This window comes from Prevotella pectinovora (assembly GCF_000834015.1).
In the GTDB taxonomy this organism is placed as follows: Bacteria; Bacteroidota; Bacteroidia; order Bacteroidales; family Bacteroidaceae; genus Prevotella; species Prevotella pectinovora.
Window position 1 is genome coordinate 81740 of the sequence record NZ_JXQI01000062.1, and the last position, 14631, is coordinate 96370.

Genomic DNA, 14631 nt, shown 5'->3' on the forward strand with positions numbered 1-14631 from the left:
AATTTATGTTGCTTATGGTTATTTCTGTGCCAAAAGTTTTTCTCAAGATTTTTGCCACATAAGCTCCTGTATATGCCTGTACTGACGGTATGTGAAGCAGTATTGACAATGCTATGTAAATGGACATGACGGTCCAAATTATAGTCGTGGTTATGTGGCGTAGTCTTTTCACCTTATATTCTAATTTGTTTGCTTTATGATAACTGTCTGTAGAACCTTTGTTTGCTTATCCTTTTTTAGTTGGTTCTTGACTGTACTATAATTTAAAAGAAGCGCCGACGTATTTATGCGTGGCGCTTCTTGAGTGTTACAAAGCTTCATCTTCAGGCTTTTCAATCCTGTTGTGACCTTTCAGCTTGATATGCTTTTTCCGCGCTATCCATTTAGCTTTCTTCTTTTCATAATCAAGCATGTGTCGTTCCAAGAAATTGTCTGCCATTTGTATTGATGTATATTATTTCTGGAATTTACTGTATACTACGTCTATTGTAATATTGGCGTCACCTGTCATAGAGCCTTTCACAAACTTCGATGCCGTAAGGCTCATGTCGTTTGTCACTTTTACGAGCTTCGTCGTTTGTCCCGTTGTGACATAAGTCGTTTCTACAGGTATGACAAGTACCTTGTTCCATGTAGGGTGTTTTTTCTCCCACATAGTCTTGGCATCTGCGCTCGACATTCCTTTTCCTTCATATTCCTTGATGCCTTCAGAGCGTTTCCTGCTCATGTAAGCAATCAGGTTTGCCACATTGTGGAAGGTATATGAGTTTTGTTTAGCCAATGACGACTGGTCGCTTGTTGCGAAGACGGCGGTGTATGTCTGTACATTGTCCGGTATCTTTCCTTCTTCGAAGAAACTTGTGCGCATATCGTTAGGTATGAGGAGAAGGGTGGTGGGGATGTCCAGATTGTATTTCTCGTGCTTCGTGTTGTTTATCCTCGTAAGGGAAATGCGCGCAGAATTGATTGTGTCGTTCTCGTGGCCGTTTAGAATCTCGTCCACAGGAATTGTCAGTTCGGTAAATATTCCCGCAGGTGACTTGATGTAAGTGATGTCGTTCTTGTTTCCTTCCTCAACCATCTTGTCTATGGCGGCATTGTCGTTGGAAATACGTGTCGACTGTATTACTTCTTCTGTACCTGCGAATGTAGTCACGACATTTACAGTTGTGTCTTTTTTCTCACCGTTGGTGGTCTTCTCATACTTGTATTTATAATATACAAGCATCTGGCTCATATTTATATAAGCCATTGAGCCAAGTCCATCTGATGATTTGAAATAGAAACCGGGACAGATGTTGTGGATGAAGCTGTATGAATCTTTGAAGAGCTTGGGATTACTATAGTATTTTTGCATTATATAAGTACCATAGTTATAGTATCCTTTTTTCTCCTTATCCTTGTATGCAGCCTTTTCTTCTATCAAGTTGCCATTTTCGTCGAGTTCTGAATTCGGCAGATTGATCTTGATTTTCTTTGGTACGGTGTCTGATGCCAAATCATATAAGGTATAAGTCTTGTTGACGTTGACTCTTCCCTCATCTGTGCGACAATAATTATCGTCAGACTTCAATGGGTTGAAGTCTGAATAATATTTCTTGTTTTCCTCCATTGGCTTTGACAACTCTAGCATATTGAGTTTCATGGTAGACAGAGAGTCGCCATAATACTTGTCGTAATATAGGTAGATCACGCACGAGTCTGCTATTATTGAGCCGTCTTTGAGTCTGCTTACTATTGATTTTTCTGCAGGCAGTTGTGTTCCTTCAAGAGTATAGAATTGTGTCAGGAAGTCTCCTTTCACGAATGCTCCTGTTTCAGGGTCTTTCACTTTTCCCAAATATCCAGTGGCTGATCTTGAATATACAGAGTCAGCCTTCACGGATTTTGAACTTATAGGGAAAGATCTTGCGGTGACATTGATGTTGTCGAGGTCGTCGATGATGCTTCCTCCGATGTTGTCAGTATTGTCATCACAAGAGCATAGACAAGAAAATATTAATGCGAGGCTTAGAAATACCTGTTTTGCTTTCATGAAATGTATTTGTTTTTCTGTGTTTATGGAATTTACTCCAAGATGCTGTCGTAGAAATTGTCGTATGCGTCAACGTCTAATTCTGTTGCGGCAGCCTGAGACATGAATGGAATACCCTTCGATTTTGTATATTCAACAAGTTGTTGGTTGACGCCAGGACCTGCCTCTATGACACCGTCGGAATAGTCTATGGCCAATTTTTCGAATTCTGTGAAGTCGAATTTCTCATTGTAGTTCTTCAGTATGTCGCTATGGGCATCCTTGAATTCAAGACATTGTCCAAATGTTTTCTCAATGTCCTTCTTCAAACCGTTTCCGAAGAGGGATGTGATGATCTTGGTGTTTGCGAACGAAGGCTCGTCCTTGTATGCGGTTTTCACATAATAGGGTACAATGTTGCCTATCCACCCCTGGCAATGGATGATGTCAGGGGTCCAATGCAGCTTCTTTATTGTCTCCAGTACGCCTCTTGCGAAGAATATTGAACGTTCGCCGTTGTCTTCGTATTCTTCGCCGTTTTCATCGTTTGCCATGAGTCTCTTTGTGAAGTAGTCGTCGTTGTCGATGAAATATACCTGTATCCTTGTCGAAGGGATTGAAGCGACCTTGATTATCAGAGGGTGGTCAGTGTCATCAAAGATTATCATCATCCTTGAAAGACGAATCACTTCGTGTAGCTGGCCTCTCCTTTCGTTTATGTTTCCCCATTTGGGCATGAAGGTCCTGATTTCATATCCTTTTTCAAGTATGGACTGAGGAAGCTCGCGGCCTATGTGGGACAATTCGCTGTCAGAAACGTAAGGCGTTATCTCTTGGTTGATAAATAGAATTTTTTTTGACTTCATCATTGTTTTTCTTTAATCTTTGCAAAGATACGAAAAAAAACTTACTTGGTGCCTTGCTTCTCGCAAAATTGCTCAAAACTCATTGCTAATTGGCTTTTTTTTAAACATATTCTTTCTTGTTTAAGAAAAATGTTGTTATTTTGCACCGATTTTTCATTCGCAGTCGGTCTCTTTCGGGTGATTGGCATTTTTGGAAAAGGTTTATAAATATAATATAATGAAAGTTTTTAGTAAGATAGCAGACCTCCAGAACGAGTTGTTCGAAGCTCGTAAGAATAAAAAAACAGTAGGTCTTGTTCCCACGATGGGAGCTCTTCATGCAGGACATGCGTCTTTGGTTAAAAGAAGCGTTTCGGACAATGACGTTACAGTAGTGTCGGTATTTGTCAATCCGACGCAGTTCAATGATAAAACCGACCTGAATACTTATCCGCGTACACTTGATGAGGATTGTAAGTTGTTGGAATCCGTAGGGGCTGATTGTGTGTTTGCTCCTTCTGTAGAAGAAGTTTATCCATCGCCTGATACGAGAAGCTTTGAATTTCCACCAGTGACAACGGTTATGGAAGGCGCTCACAGACCAGGACATTTCAACGGAGTATGCCAGGTCGTAAGCCGGTTGTTTTACATCGTACGTCCAGACAAGGCTTATTTCGGAGAAAAGGATTGGCAGCAAATTGCAGTAATCAAGGCGTTGGTGAAATATCTAGGTCTGAAGTTGAATATTGTTGAATGTCCTATTGTCAGAGAAGAGGACGGATTGGCAAAGTCGTCTCGCAACACATTGTTGGCTTCAGATGAGCGTTCTGTTGCTCCCATGATATTCAAATATCTTAACGAGAGCGTGGATTATGCGAAGAAGCACACTTTGAAAGAAACCCATGATTGGGTAGTGGACAGTATCAATGCCGTGGACGGATTAGAAGTGGAATACTTCTCTATTGTTGATGGCGATACATTGCAGGATGTAGAGAACTGGGAGGATTCTTCGGATACGGTAGGATGTATTACTGTGTATTGTGGAAAGAAGCCAGTCAGGCTTATAGATCATATAAAATATAACGCCAAATAAAAGATATTTATCATGTTGATTGAAGTTTTGAAGAGCAAGCTGCATTGTGTTCAGGTTACAGAGGCAAATCTGAATTATATGGGTAGCATAACCATAGACGAGGACTTGATGGATGCGGCTAATCTTATAGCTGGTGAAAAGGTTCAGATAGTAAACAACAATAACGGAGAACGTTTTGAAACATATATAATCAAGGGAGAGCGTGGCAGCGGATGTATTTGCCTTAATGGTGCAGCTGCAAGAAAATGTGTTGTAGGTGATACAGTTATAATAATTGCTTATGCACTTATGGACTTTGAAGAGGCCAAGTCTTATAATCCGGTTGTGGTTTTCCCTGTAGACAACAAGATACAGAAGTAATTCATCTTTGCATGTCATATCATTGAAGCAGCGTATGGTCTTGGCATTACGCTGCTTCAATGTATCTACGCAAATCGTTTGAAGTGAAGATTATGCTTCCGGTTTCTTGTTTCCTATACGTGCATCAAGTCGCTGATAATGCTGTCGCTCACAAACAGTCCCTTCCTTGTCAGATGTAGGTGGCTGCCTTCGAGTGTCATCAATCCATTTTCGATATGTGGGGCAGCTTCTTTGTACAGGAAGGCAAGATAGTCTTCGCCAAAATTTTTCTTTATGCCGATCATGTCAATTCCTTCGCATGTGCGTAGTCTTGTCATGACCACGTCGTCAAATCTTGAGTCCTTGGTTAGAAATTCAGTTTCGGCAGGAATCGTTTTTTTACTGATAGATTCCATGTAGGACGATATGTCGTCAATGTTCCATTGTCTTGACATTCGGTTGAAAGAATGTGCAGAAGCTCCGATGCCCAGGTATGGGATGTCATTCCAATAGTTGCTGTTGTGTCTAGACCGGTAACCGCTTTTTGCAAAGTTGCTTATCTCGTAATGTTCGTATCCGGCAGCAACAAGTTTGTCTATAAGTATGTTGTACATGGCAAGATACGTTTCCTCGTCGCATTCCTTTATCCTGTTCTCAAGAAGAAGTTTTGTCATTGCAGTCCCCTCTTCATACATCAGACTATAAGCAGAGATGTGCTCAATCTCCAGGTTGAGGGCGCTTTCAATGTCTGTCCTCCATGTTTGTATGCTTTCTTGTGGAAATCCGAACATTAGGTCAATGCTGATGTTCGACACGTCAGCCTTTCTCAGCCTTTCCACCGCCGATATGATTTGTGACGCATTGTGCCTTCTCCTTATGAAGGATAGAATATCGTCAGAAAAAGACTGTGCTCCCATACTGACCCTATTGATGGGAGAACTTTTTATATAATCGGCAAGAGATTCCGTGATGTCGTCTGGGTTGCATTCAAAAGTCGCTTCTATGGAGTCTTCCACCTTATTATATTTATATATGGCATCGAAAATCCTGTCAATGTCAGTTTGGCAGAGCTGTGAAGGCGTGCCACCTCCAAGGTATATCGTGGAGATTCTGTCGTCCAGATAATCCCTTCTCAACCTTAATTCTTCGCAAAGGCTGTCTACGTAACGTGAACGAAGTTCTTCGTGAGTTGTTGAATAGAAGCCGCAATAGATGCAACGGCTCTTGCAAAATGGGATGTGAACGTATAATCCTGACATAATTTGTAATTTTTGTATTGCAAAAGTACTAATATGTTTTAAAAAACAGGATTTATTGTAGCAAATATTTTGTAAAATGGAGAAAATATGATAACTTAGTTGCCGTTAAATCTAATTAAGTCGCCACAAGAACATAAAAGCACTTGGAACGACAAACCTAAAATCTATAATAACATGAGAGTTTACCAGACTAATGAAATCAAGAACATTGCCTTGCTTGGCAGTGCGGGTTCCGGCAAGACTACTCTTGCCGAAGCGATGTTGTATGAGAGTGGTGTCATCAAGCGCCGTGGTACAATAGAAGCAAAGAACACGGTTTGTGACTACTTTCCAGTAGAACAGGAATATGGCTATTCTGTATTCTCTACTGTATTTAATGTGGAGTGGAATAACAAGAAACTGAATATTATCGATTGCCCTGGCTCAGATGATTTTGTGGGCGGAGCAATTACAGCGCTTAATGTCACAGACCAGGCATTGGTGCTTATTAACGGTCAGTATGGTCCGGAGGTCGGAACTCAGAATTTATTTAGATATACAGACAAGCTGAAGAAGCCGGTTATCTTCCTCGTCAACCAGTTGGATAGCGAGAAGTGTGATTTTGAATCCATTATTGCACAAATGAAAGATATCTACGGCACCAAGTGCGTGCAGATACAGTATCCTTTGAATACGGGACCAGAATTCAATTCCCTTATCGACGTGCTTCTCATGAAGAAATATTCATGGACGCCTGAGGGCGGTGCACCTATCATCGAGGATATTCCTGAAGAAGAGATGGAGAGGGCTATGGCTCTACATAAGGAGCTCGTTGAGGCTGCTGCAGAGAACGACGAGACTCTGATGGAGAAATTCTTTGAAGAAGAGACACTTACAGAGGATGAGATGCGTGAGGGTATCCGCAAGGGACTCATCACACGCTCGATATTCCCAGTGTTCTGCGTTTGTGCAGGCAAGAGTATGGGCGTTCGTCGCTTGATGGAATTCCTTGGTAACGTAGTGCCGTTCGTTAGTGACATGCCGAAGGTGCATAATACGAGAGGACAGGAAGTTCCTGCCGATTCCGACGCGCCTACTTCTTTGTATTTCTTCAAGACAGGAGTAGAGCCGCATATTGGTGAAGTCTCATATTTTAAGGTTATGAGCGGAAGCGTGAAGCCGGGTGATGATTTGACGAATGCAGACCGTGGATCAAAGGAGCGTATGGCGAATATCTTCGTATGTGCAGGAGCTAACCGTCAGTCTGTAGAGCAGTTGCAAGCGGGGGATATCGGTTGTACGGTAAAATTGAAGGATGTCAAGACCGGTAATACTCTCAACAGTAAAGATTGCGAGAATAGATTTGATTTCATCAAATATCCTAACTCAAAATATTCACGTGCGATAAAGGCTGTCAACGAAGCTGACACAGAAAAGCTTATGGCTGCTCTGACTAAGATGAGACAGGAAGATCCGACATGGGTTGTTGAGCAGAGCAAGGAACTTCGTCAGACTATCGTTCACGGACAGGGAGAGTTCCATTTGCGTACATTGAAATGGAGACTTGAAAACAATGAGAAATTGCAGGTTGAGTATCAGGAACCACGTATTCCATATCGTGAAACAATCACAAAGCTTGCACGTGCAGACTATCGTCACAAGAAACAGTCAGGTGGAGCTGGCCAGTTCGGTGAGGTACATCTTATCATAGAACCTTATGCCGAGGGAATGCCGGATCCTGTTTCTTACAATATCAATGGCCAGGAGTTCAAGATGAATATCAAGAACAAGGAGGTCGTTGATTTGGATTGGGGAGGCAAACTTGTATTCATCAACTCTGTTGTTGGAGGAGCCATCGACCAACGTTTCATGCCTGCAATCTTGAAGGGAGTGATGGAGCGTATGGAGCAGGGACCGCTTACTGGAAGCTATGCTCGTGATGTTCGTGTTGTCGTTTATGATGGAAAGATGCATCCGGTAGACAGCAATGAGTTGTCATTCATGTTGGCTGCAAGAAATGCGTTCTCAGAGGCATTCAAGAATGCAGGTCCAAAGATTCTTGAGCCGATTTATGATCTGGAAGTTTTTGTCCCTTCAGATTTCATGGGAGATGTGATGAGTGACCTTCAGGGACGCCGTGCTCTAATCATGGGAATGGATTCTGAGGCAGGTTATCAGAAGCTTCAGGCGAAGATTCCATTGAAGGAACTCTCAAACTACAGTATCTCACTGAGTTCTATAACAGGTGGTAGAGCTTCGTTCACAACTAAGTTCGCAAGCTATGAACTTGTTCCTAACGATATTCAGCAGGAGCTGATTAAGGTTCATGAAGCAGAAATCGACGGAAAAGAATAAAGGTCTGTTTGAAACATAAATTAAGGGGGCATGTCATGAGATATGTCCCCTTATTTATGTTGAAAACGTGTAGAGTCTTTTCCCATTTGAATGGTGCAAGTCTTGCCGTTTCCGAAAGTACTGGCAGAAGTGGTTTGTCTCTTGATTTGTATTTTCTGTTAGTTGTTGTGATTATTTAGAATGGCATGCCTACAGCGAAATGGAATGCAAAATCTCTGTTCATGTTCGGGTGGAATAATGGATAATGATCATTTTTAGATTCGTAAGCTGGATTTATTGCTTTCATTCCCATGTCGAAGCGCAGGATGAAATAGCTGAAGTTCAAGCGAATCCCCAATCCATAGGCAACGGCAATCTGTCTGTAGAAAGAGTCCAGATGGAACTGTCCACCTGGTTGTTCCTTGTATTCTCTCAATGTCCAAATGTTTCCAGCATCAATGAATGCCGCTCCGTGTAGTTTCCAGAACAAGGCGGTTCTGAATTCCATATTGAGGTCGAGTTTCATGTCTCCAGTTTGGTTTATGAAGTCAATGGCGCCATCTTTGCCTTTGAAGCTACCTGGGCCTAGTCCGCGTACGCTCCAGCCTCTGACCGAGTTCGCACCACCGGAGAAATATCTCTTTTCAAACGGCAAGACTGTACTGTTGCCGTAAGGATAGGCCACACCGAGAGCTGCATGCATAACAAGCTGGTTGTTTTGGTCGAACGAAAACTTGTGTGTGTAGTCGAAGTCGAATTTCGCATATTGGGCATAAGCGATGTTGAAAATCTTGTAGTGTTTATTGGCATCCTTCTGCATTTTCGTGATATGCGATATACCGTTGAGGATATTACCGGCTGTCTCGCAGTTTATTTTGAATGCATTGTTTTTGTGGCTGTATGTCATTCCAAATCCGATTTTCATGATGAAGAGATCTTCGTAGTTGTATTTCAAAATGACGTTTTTATTGTCTACATTATCAAGATAGTTGTCTTTGAATGTAGATGATATCCATGGCATATAGACATAATTGAGGTCTATGATGTCAACTTTGTATTGGTGTTTTTGGTTAGAGTCTGTCCATCTGTATCTTACAGAGCCTGAGAATACTCGTCTGTGGAACTCTGGACGGTTTTGCAGGTTATAGCTCACTCCGATTTCCGTTGTAGAGTAAGAACGCCTTTTGAAGTCATATGACAGAAACGGACACATGAAGCTGGGGAAAAGAATCTTTGACTCTATTCCGTATTCTATATAATTCTGATTCTGGTAGCCTTCAAGACCGGTTATCGCTTCGTAAGCCCCTCTTAGTTTCACGCTGAACACTTCAGAGCCTCTGAACAGATTCCTGTTTTCGTATGTAAGCGATACTGCGGCACCAAGGTCTCCGGCTGTATTTGTACCTTCAGGTTGGAAACTGATACTGTTGGGGGTGCTCGGACTCACTCTGATGTTGCAGTCGAGCAGGCCTTCACCTGCTTCTTTGAATTGAATGTTCGTGTATTTCACAGCTTGAAGCTTTCCGAGACTGTTATATGTTCTTTTGAGCATTTCAGAACTGAAGGGCTTACCTTCTTCGAGCCATGTGTTTTCCTTAAGCACATTAGCTCGCAATGGAATTCTGTCTCCTTCTGTGCTACTGTAGATAATATTGTTTATCTTGTAGCAAGTATGTAGTGTGTCTGTCTTTACTCCTGGTTTTTCGTATTTTGCTATGTGGAGTATCAAATCTACAAGTTCTTTGCCAGGTATTGAGTCTGCCGTATACGATATGAAATTCTTGTGAAAGTGGTAATATCCATTGTTTGTCAGGGCAGATGTTATAATTCGGCGCTCCTGTTCAAGACTGTTGATGCTGAATACCGCTCCTGCCTTTATCCTTTTTTCTTTAGGGTATATTACATCAAGCTTCTTTTCGATGTTGTCGTCTTGGATGTCGTATGTTATGTTGTTTATGTGAAATTTCTTCCCGGGAGTAAGGATGTATGTTATATCAATCTTGTTTTTCTTATGAATCTTCGTACGGGTCTCCACATTGGCATTGAGAAACCCGTTGTTCTGCATTGCGCTTCGAAGATCGTTGCAAGTCGATTCTGTAAGTGTGGAATCCAGAGTTACTGGCTTTTCCCCGATATTCTTTAAAGTCTTGTTGATCCACTTTGTTGAATCTTTGCCTGCAAGTGAATATGTCGCAAGTGGTATGCGTAGTGCTGAAAACCACTTTGTGTTTCCTTTCTGCTTTATATATGGTTCATATTCTGAAGCGTTTATGCTTTTGTCTGTGCTCTCTATCATCACCTTGTTAATGAGAAACTCGTTTTCCGGTATGAATTTGGTTATGCTGCATCCCGTCATGACAGATGTCATAAACGCCACACAAAAGTGTATTAAGATATGTTTTATAGGTTTGTTCGTCACTTCTCTTGGTTTTGTTGTGCAAAAGTATAAAAAAAATTGTACTTTTGTGGCTCAAAAACTATAAAATGAAATGTTAAGCAAGAATCAGATAAAATTAGTTCATTCGTTGCAGTCAAAGAAAGGACGCGACAAAGAGGGTTGTTTCGTTGCAGAAGGTCCTAAGGTGGTGTCAGATTTGATGGAGATACTGAAGCCGAAAATGTTTTTTGCCACTCAGGGGTGGATAGATTCTAATCCTCAGATAGATAATGATATAGTTGTTGTCACGGATGATGAACTGCGTAAAATCAGTTTCTTGCAGCATCCACAGGGAGTGCTTGCCGTATTCCCGATGCTTGTGAGTCAGCCTAAATGTGATTTCGACGATTCTTCCCTTTACATTGCCCTTGATGGGGTGCAGGATCCTGGTAATCTGGGCACTATCATACGTGTGGCCGATTGGTTTGGTATAACGAAAATTTTCTGCAGCCGTAACACCGCTGACGTGTATAACCCCAAGGTCGTGCAGGCTACTATGGGCAGTATCGCCAGAGTGCGGGTTGAATATTGCGATTTGCAAGTGCTTTTCGATTCGCTCCCCGCCGGTTATCCCGTTTATGGAACATTCCTTGATGGTGAAGATATTTATAAGAAATCCCTCACTCCCAACGGTATTATAGTGATGGGGAATGAGGGGAATGGCATTTCCGCAGCTATGCGAAGCCGTATAAACAACAGGCTTCTGATACCGAACTTTCCTGAGGGGCGCCAGACTGCAGAAAGTCTGAATGTGGCAATAGCCACTGCCATAACATGTTCGGAGTTCAGAAGATGTTCGTCTTGAACTTTTCTGGCTTCTTTGCGTCTTGGCCTTCTATTTCGTTACGTTCATTGAAATCTTTCCGTCAGTCGTTATGACAATATTCACCATGTAGCTTACATAGCTGTCGGGGATGGCGAGTTCTGCTATATAGTGGAATCCTTTGCTGTCGGATGTGCTTGCTGTAAGGTCGCTCAATACGCTCTGTTTCAGAAAGTCTTTGGGAACATATTGTGTGAAGTCGCTTTTCTTAAAGTCTTTTGAGAAAATCTTTGTTTCCTGCTTGAAGATCCCCAGGTGGATAGTGTTGTCGAAATATACGCTTTCGATTTCCAGCCCGTCATCATTATATGATGTCTTCAATACTTTATATGTTGTAGGATTTACTTGAATGTAAGAGTGGTATCTCTCATTGTTACAGAACAATATGGTGTCGCTTTTAATTGTCTTGTTCTGGTTTACGCTCGTTGGCTTCTTGTTGGCGAACTGTAGTTCAAAGCTCGGGTCTTCGCCTTTTATCAGTTTCACTATGTCGCCATTTGAGTTTTTAAATTCAAATATATGCGCCGATTGTTTTAATATGGCGTATTTAGAGTCGTTTGCGCTTTTTAGTTCCAGAGTGTCACCATATATGGCAAATTTGATAGGCTGGCTCAGGGAGTCTGGGTAGTATATGGTGTCCCCTTTGACTTTGAAGACGACATTCTCTTCGTCAGAGTCTACCCATATGCCTTGAAAAAGTTGTTTTGCCTTCAGGTCTTCTGTACGTACGGCTGTGTCTTCTCCTTTGTTTTTGCATGAAAAGGCAGTCGTGCACAAGAAAACCAAAAGGATGAAAGTCTTTATGTTCATTGTCATTAGATGTTGTGTGCCATAAGGCATCTGTGTTCATTTTGAGTCTCTGTCAAGAGATTGTCGGCGTATTTGCATCATTCGAACAAGACTGCCTCGGAAAATAGTTTTCCGTTGAAGTCTTTGTCGCTTGCCTGCACGTCTTTTTTTTCGATAGGCCATTCTATGTTGATTTCCGGGTCGTCGAATCGTATGGATGCTTCATACAGTGGGGCATACACGTTGTCTACCTTGTATGTGAATATTGCTTCTTGGCTCAAGACAAGAAATCCGTGGGCAAATCCTCTCGGTATGAAAAGTTGTCTTTTGTTGTCTTCGCTGAGTTCCACCATCACGTGTTTGCCGAATGTGGGTGAGCTTTTTCTTATGTCTACAGCCACGTCAACAACTTTGCCTTTGATTACCCTTACGAGTTTCGCCTGCGAATATTCTCCCTTTTGATAGTGGAGTCCCCTTAAGACGCCGTAAGACGATTTCGATTCGTTGTCTTGCACGAAGTTCACGTTTCCGATGTTCTTTTCGAATTCTTCCTGTTTGAATGCCTCAAAGAAATAACCTCTTGGGTCGTTGAAGACTTTTGGTTCTATAATGAAAACTCCATCAATCGCGGTCTTTATAAAGTTCATGGTCGTATTTTATTTTGTTGCAAAAGTAATCAATATTATTTTATTCCGTATGTGTTTTTTACTTTTTTTTATTTCACCGATTGGTTTTGAAAGTTTTATTTGGCATTGTAATGGGAAAAGTGTAATTTTGCAACGTGATAGAATTGAAAAGACATATTGAAATATTGCTTTTGGACAATGACTGTGTTGTCGTGCCAGGCTTGGGAGGCTTTGTGGCGCATCATATAGATGCTCGCTATGATGCCCGTGATGGTGTGTATCTTCCGCCGTTGCGTACGCTTGGGTTCAACCAGAAACTCGATATGAACGACTCCCTTCTGGCGCAGTCGTATGTCGAGGCGTACGACATGAGCTATCCGGAGGCGATGAGAAAGATAGACGAGGAAGTTGGCGAACTGAAATCGGTGTTGGAAAAAGACGGTTTCTATGATTTGAGCGATATCGGAACTTTAGTCGTGAATGCTGACGGCCGTTATGAATTCGACCCTTGTGAGTCTGGTATCCTTACTCCGTCTTTGTATGGCTTGTCGAGTGTAGATGTGTCTCTATTGCTTGAGGATGGCGTGACTGCGACAATTCCTGCAGCAATTGATATGCCGGTGAAATCTATTACAGAGGAGCAGGGTGGGTCTGAAAAGTCTGCTGCTCAGCAGTCGCAGCAAGTGTTCCCGTATGGTGAATCGAAACTCGCAGAAAAACTATGCGCTGATGGTGACGTTGATTCGGAGAAGACAATCAGTATAAAGGTCAGTCTGATACGTAACGTGTTGGCCGTAGCGTGTGCCGTCTTGGCTTTCTTCATGTTGGCGACACCGATTAATAATGTAAATGACGAGACGTCGGTTTCAATGAGTGGAATCGGTAGCGGTCTATTATATAACTTGGTTTCCAGAGATGCGAACTCAGGAGTAACCAATGTAGTGGGTGAGAAAATCAATGCCATTCCAAGTGCCAAGTCTGGCAATATTATGGATAAAAAGATCGAGCCCCCAATAAAAAGAGTGGAACCTGTGTCGAAGCAGAAAGACATGCAGACGGAAGTCTATTGCATTGTTCTGGCTTGCAGAATAACCAAGTCAAATGCCGACGCTTTCGTCAAGAGTCTGCATGAGCAGGGGTTGGTCGAGGCTAGAGTCCTTGAGCAGGAGGGTGAATCCTTGAAGGTGGTATATGGTAATTACGAATCTAAAATGAAAGCTTTAAGCGAATTGACACAACTTCGTGAAAATGAGATGTTTTCAAGTTCTTGGATATATAAGGAAAACTAAAAAAAGATGAAAAGAGTACGCTGCCCTAAATGTGACAACTACATCATATTCGACGAGACAAAGTATGCTGACGGACAGTCTTTGGTATTCCAATGCCCAGAGTGTGGCAAGGAATTCGGTATACGAATGGGTGTGTCGAAATTGCGTGAACGCCAGAAAGACGAGAATCCAGACGAGAATGCGGATGAGAATGGATGTGGTTCAATCGTTGTCATTGAGAATGTCTTCCATTATAAACAAGTCTTGCCATTGAAGATGGGTGACAATATAATAGGTCGCTATATGAAAAATGCGAAGGTGGACTTGAAGATAGAGACAAACGACCCGAGTATGGATATCAGCCATTGCGTTATAAATGTTTCGAGAGACAAGAAGACGGGCAAGCTAAAATATATATTGCGCGATGGACCTAGTTATACTGGAACTTTCGTAGACAATGAAATCCTTGGCGATAAAGAGCGTCGCGTGATTTATGACGGCACTCTGTTCACTCTCGGAGCTACTAGCATAATACTGCGTGCAGCAGAAGAAGATGATTGATTTATTCTTTATGCATTCAGAAAAGAGTGCAGACAAGGAATATTACTGATAGGGTTAAGCCGTAAAACTCGGCTACTTATGATATGAAACTCACTGAGTTGCAACATGTAATTCAGTGAATTTTTTGTATGTACTCCATATGTATTCCTTTTCTTTTGGAACATAACTTGTTTCCTTTGCATTGTCTTCATCCGTTCTTTGTTTTAAACGTGTAATAATAAATAGGAATGGAACGGCTTCTATTTGTCTAATGGCAAAGAATTT

Annotated in this window: 13 protein-coding genes; 6 read left to right on the forward strand and 7 right to left on the reverse strand. The window is 41.9% G+C overall.

What is annotated here, in order from left to right; translation table 11 throughout:
* Positions 1-307: 307 nt before the first annotated feature.
* The 3 genes from ST42_RS08335 to ST42_RS08345 are packed head-to-tail and all read right to left on the reverse strand — an operon-like array spanning position 308 to position 2880.
* Entirely contained in the window at positions 308-439 is a 132-nt protein-coding gene (locus ST42_RS08335; protein WP_022317323.1) for a hypothetical protein, read from the reverse strand.
* A 15-nt stretch (positions 440-454) separates the two neighbouring features.
* Complete coding sequence (locus ST42_RS08340; protein WP_042519442.1) at positions 455-2035, reverse strand: DUF4270 domain-containing protein; 1581 nt, start codon at positions 2033-2035, stop codon at positions 455-457.
* A gap of 32 nt (positions 2036-2067) precedes the next feature.
* On the reverse strand, positions 2068-2880 hold the full coding sequence (locus tag ST42_RS08345) for a glycogen/starch synthase (protein ID WP_022317321.1): 813 nt from the start codon (positions 2878-2880) through the stop codon (positions 2068-2070).
* Positions 2881-3097: 217 nt separating this feature from the next.
* Between ST42_RS08345 and panC the strand changes: the two genes are divergently transcribed.
* Positions 3098-3952, forward strand: a complete 855-nt coding sequence (panC, locus tag ST42_RS08350) for a pantoate--beta-alanine ligase (protein ID WP_022317319.1) — start codon at positions 3098-3100, stop codon at positions 3950-3952.
* A gap of 12 nt (positions 3953-3964) precedes the next feature.
* A complete protein-coding gene (gene panD, locus ST42_RS08355; protein WP_022317318.1) occupies positions 3965-4312 on the forward strand; it encodes an aspartate 1-decarboxylase in 348 nt (115 codons plus the stop codon).
* Between the two features lie 113 nt (positions 4313-4425).
* On the opposite strand, the gene hemW is transcribed toward panD, so the two are convergent.
* Positions 4426-5550 carry a radical SAM family heme chaperone HemW gene (gene hemW / locus ST42_RS08360; RefSeq protein WP_044073173.1) on the reverse strand — a complete coding sequence of 375 codons (1125 nt, stop codon included), beginning with the start codon at positions 5548-5550 and terminating at the stop codon, positions 4426-4428.
* Between the two features lie 174 nt (positions 5551-5724).
* On the opposite strand from hemW, the gene ST42_RS08365 reads away from it, so the two are divergent.
* Complete coding sequence (locus ST42_RS08365) at positions 5725-7884, forward strand: elongation factor G (protein ID WP_022317316.1); 2160 nt, start codon at positions 5725-5727, stop codon at positions 7882-7884.
* A gap of 175 nt (positions 7885-8059) precedes the next feature.
* On the opposite strand, the gene tamL is transcribed toward ST42_RS08365, so the two are convergent.
* A complete protein-coding gene (gene tamL / locus ST42_RS08370) occupies positions 8060-10231 on the reverse strand; it encodes a translocation and assembly module lipoprotein TamL (protein ID WP_044073174.1) in 2172 nt (723 codons plus the stop codon).
* Between the two features lie 121 nt (positions 10232-10352).
* On the opposite strand from tamL, the gene ST42_RS08375 reads away from it, so the two are divergent.
* Positions 10353-11105 carry a TrmH family RNA methyltransferase gene (locus tag ST42_RS08375; protein WP_042519439.1) on the forward strand — a complete coding sequence of 251 codons (753 nt, stop codon included), beginning with the start codon at positions 10353-10355 and terminating at the stop codon, positions 11103-11105.
* 30 nt (positions 11106-11135) lie between these two features.
* Here the strand turns inward: ST42_RS08375 and ST42_RS08380 are convergent, their stop codons facing one another.
* Positions 11136-11933, reverse strand: coding sequence for a DUF4738 domain-containing protein (locus tag ST42_RS08380; protein WP_156139336.1), 798 nt, complete (start codon positions 11931-11933; stop codon positions 11136-11138).
* A 77-nt stretch (positions 11934-12010) separates the two neighbouring features.
* On the reverse strand, positions 12011-12559 hold the full coding sequence (gene rfbC, locus ST42_RS08385; RefSeq protein ID WP_042519438.1) for a dTDP-4-dehydrorhamnose 3,5-epimerase: 549 nt from the start codon (positions 12557-12559) through the stop codon (positions 12011-12013).
* Positions 12560-12693: 134 nt separating this feature from the next.
* Between rfbC and ST42_RS08390 the strand changes: the two genes are divergently transcribed.
* Together ST42_RS08390 and ST42_RS08395 are read left to right on the forward strand one after the other, a co-directional pair.
* Positions 12694-13827, forward strand: a complete 1134-nt coding sequence (locus ST42_RS08390) for an HU domain-containing protein (RefSeq protein ID WP_044073177.1) — start codon at positions 12694-12696, stop codon at positions 13825-13827.
* 6 nt (positions 13828-13833) lie between these two features.
* Positions 13834-14367, forward strand: coding sequence for an FHA domain-containing protein (locus tag ST42_RS08395; protein ID WP_022317311.1), 534 nt, complete (start codon positions 13834-13836; stop codon positions 14365-14367).
* Positions 14368-14631: the final 264 nt, after the last annotated feature.

Bases quoted from the DNA above. Each gene is read 5' to 3' on its own strand.
- ST42_RS08335 (WP_022317323.1), bottom strand. From the start codon at position 439: ATGGCAGACAATTTCTTGGAACGACACATGCTTGATTATGAAAAGAAG.
- ST42_RS08340 (WP_042519442.1), bottom strand. From the start codon at position 2,035: ATGAAAGCAAAACAGGTATTTCTAAGCCTCGCATTAATATTTTCTTGT.
- ST42_RS08345 (WP_022317321.1), bottom strand. From the start codon at position 2,880: ATGAAGTCAAAAAAAATTCTATTTATCAACCAAGAGATAACGCCTTAC.
- panC (WP_022317319.1), top strand. From the start codon at position 3,098: ATGAAAGTTTTTAGTAAGATAGCAGACCTCCAGAACGAGTTGTTCGAA.
- panD (WP_022317318.1), top strand. From the start codon at position 3,965: ATGTTGATTGAAGTTTTGAAGAGCAAGCTGCATTGTGTTCAGGTTACA.
- hemW (WP_044073173.1), bottom strand. From the start codon at position 5,550: ATGTCAGGATTATACGTTCACATCCCATTTTGCAAGAGCCGTTGCATC.
- ST42_RS08365 (WP_022317316.1), top strand. From the start codon at position 5,725: ATGAGAGTTTACCAGACTAATGAAATCAAGAACATTGCCTTGCTTGGC.
- tamL (WP_044073174.1), bottom strand. From the start codon at position 10,231: ATGACATCTGTCATGACGGGATGCAGCATAACCAAATTCATACCGGAA.
- ST42_RS08375 (WP_042519439.1), top strand. From the start codon at position 10,353: ATGTTAAGCAAGAATCAGATAAAATTAGTTCATTCGTTGCAGTCAAAG.
- ST42_RS08380 (WP_156139336.1), bottom strand. From the start codon at position 11,933: ATGAACATAAAGACTTTCATCCTTTTGGTTTTCTTGTGCACGACTGCC.
- rfbC (WP_042519438.1), bottom strand. From the start codon at position 12,559: ATGAACTTTATAAAGACCGCGATTGATGGAGTTTTCATTATAGAACCA.
- ST42_RS08395 (WP_022317311.1), top strand. From the start codon at position 13,834: ATGAAAAGAGTACGCTGCCCTAAATGTGACAACTACATCATATTCGAC.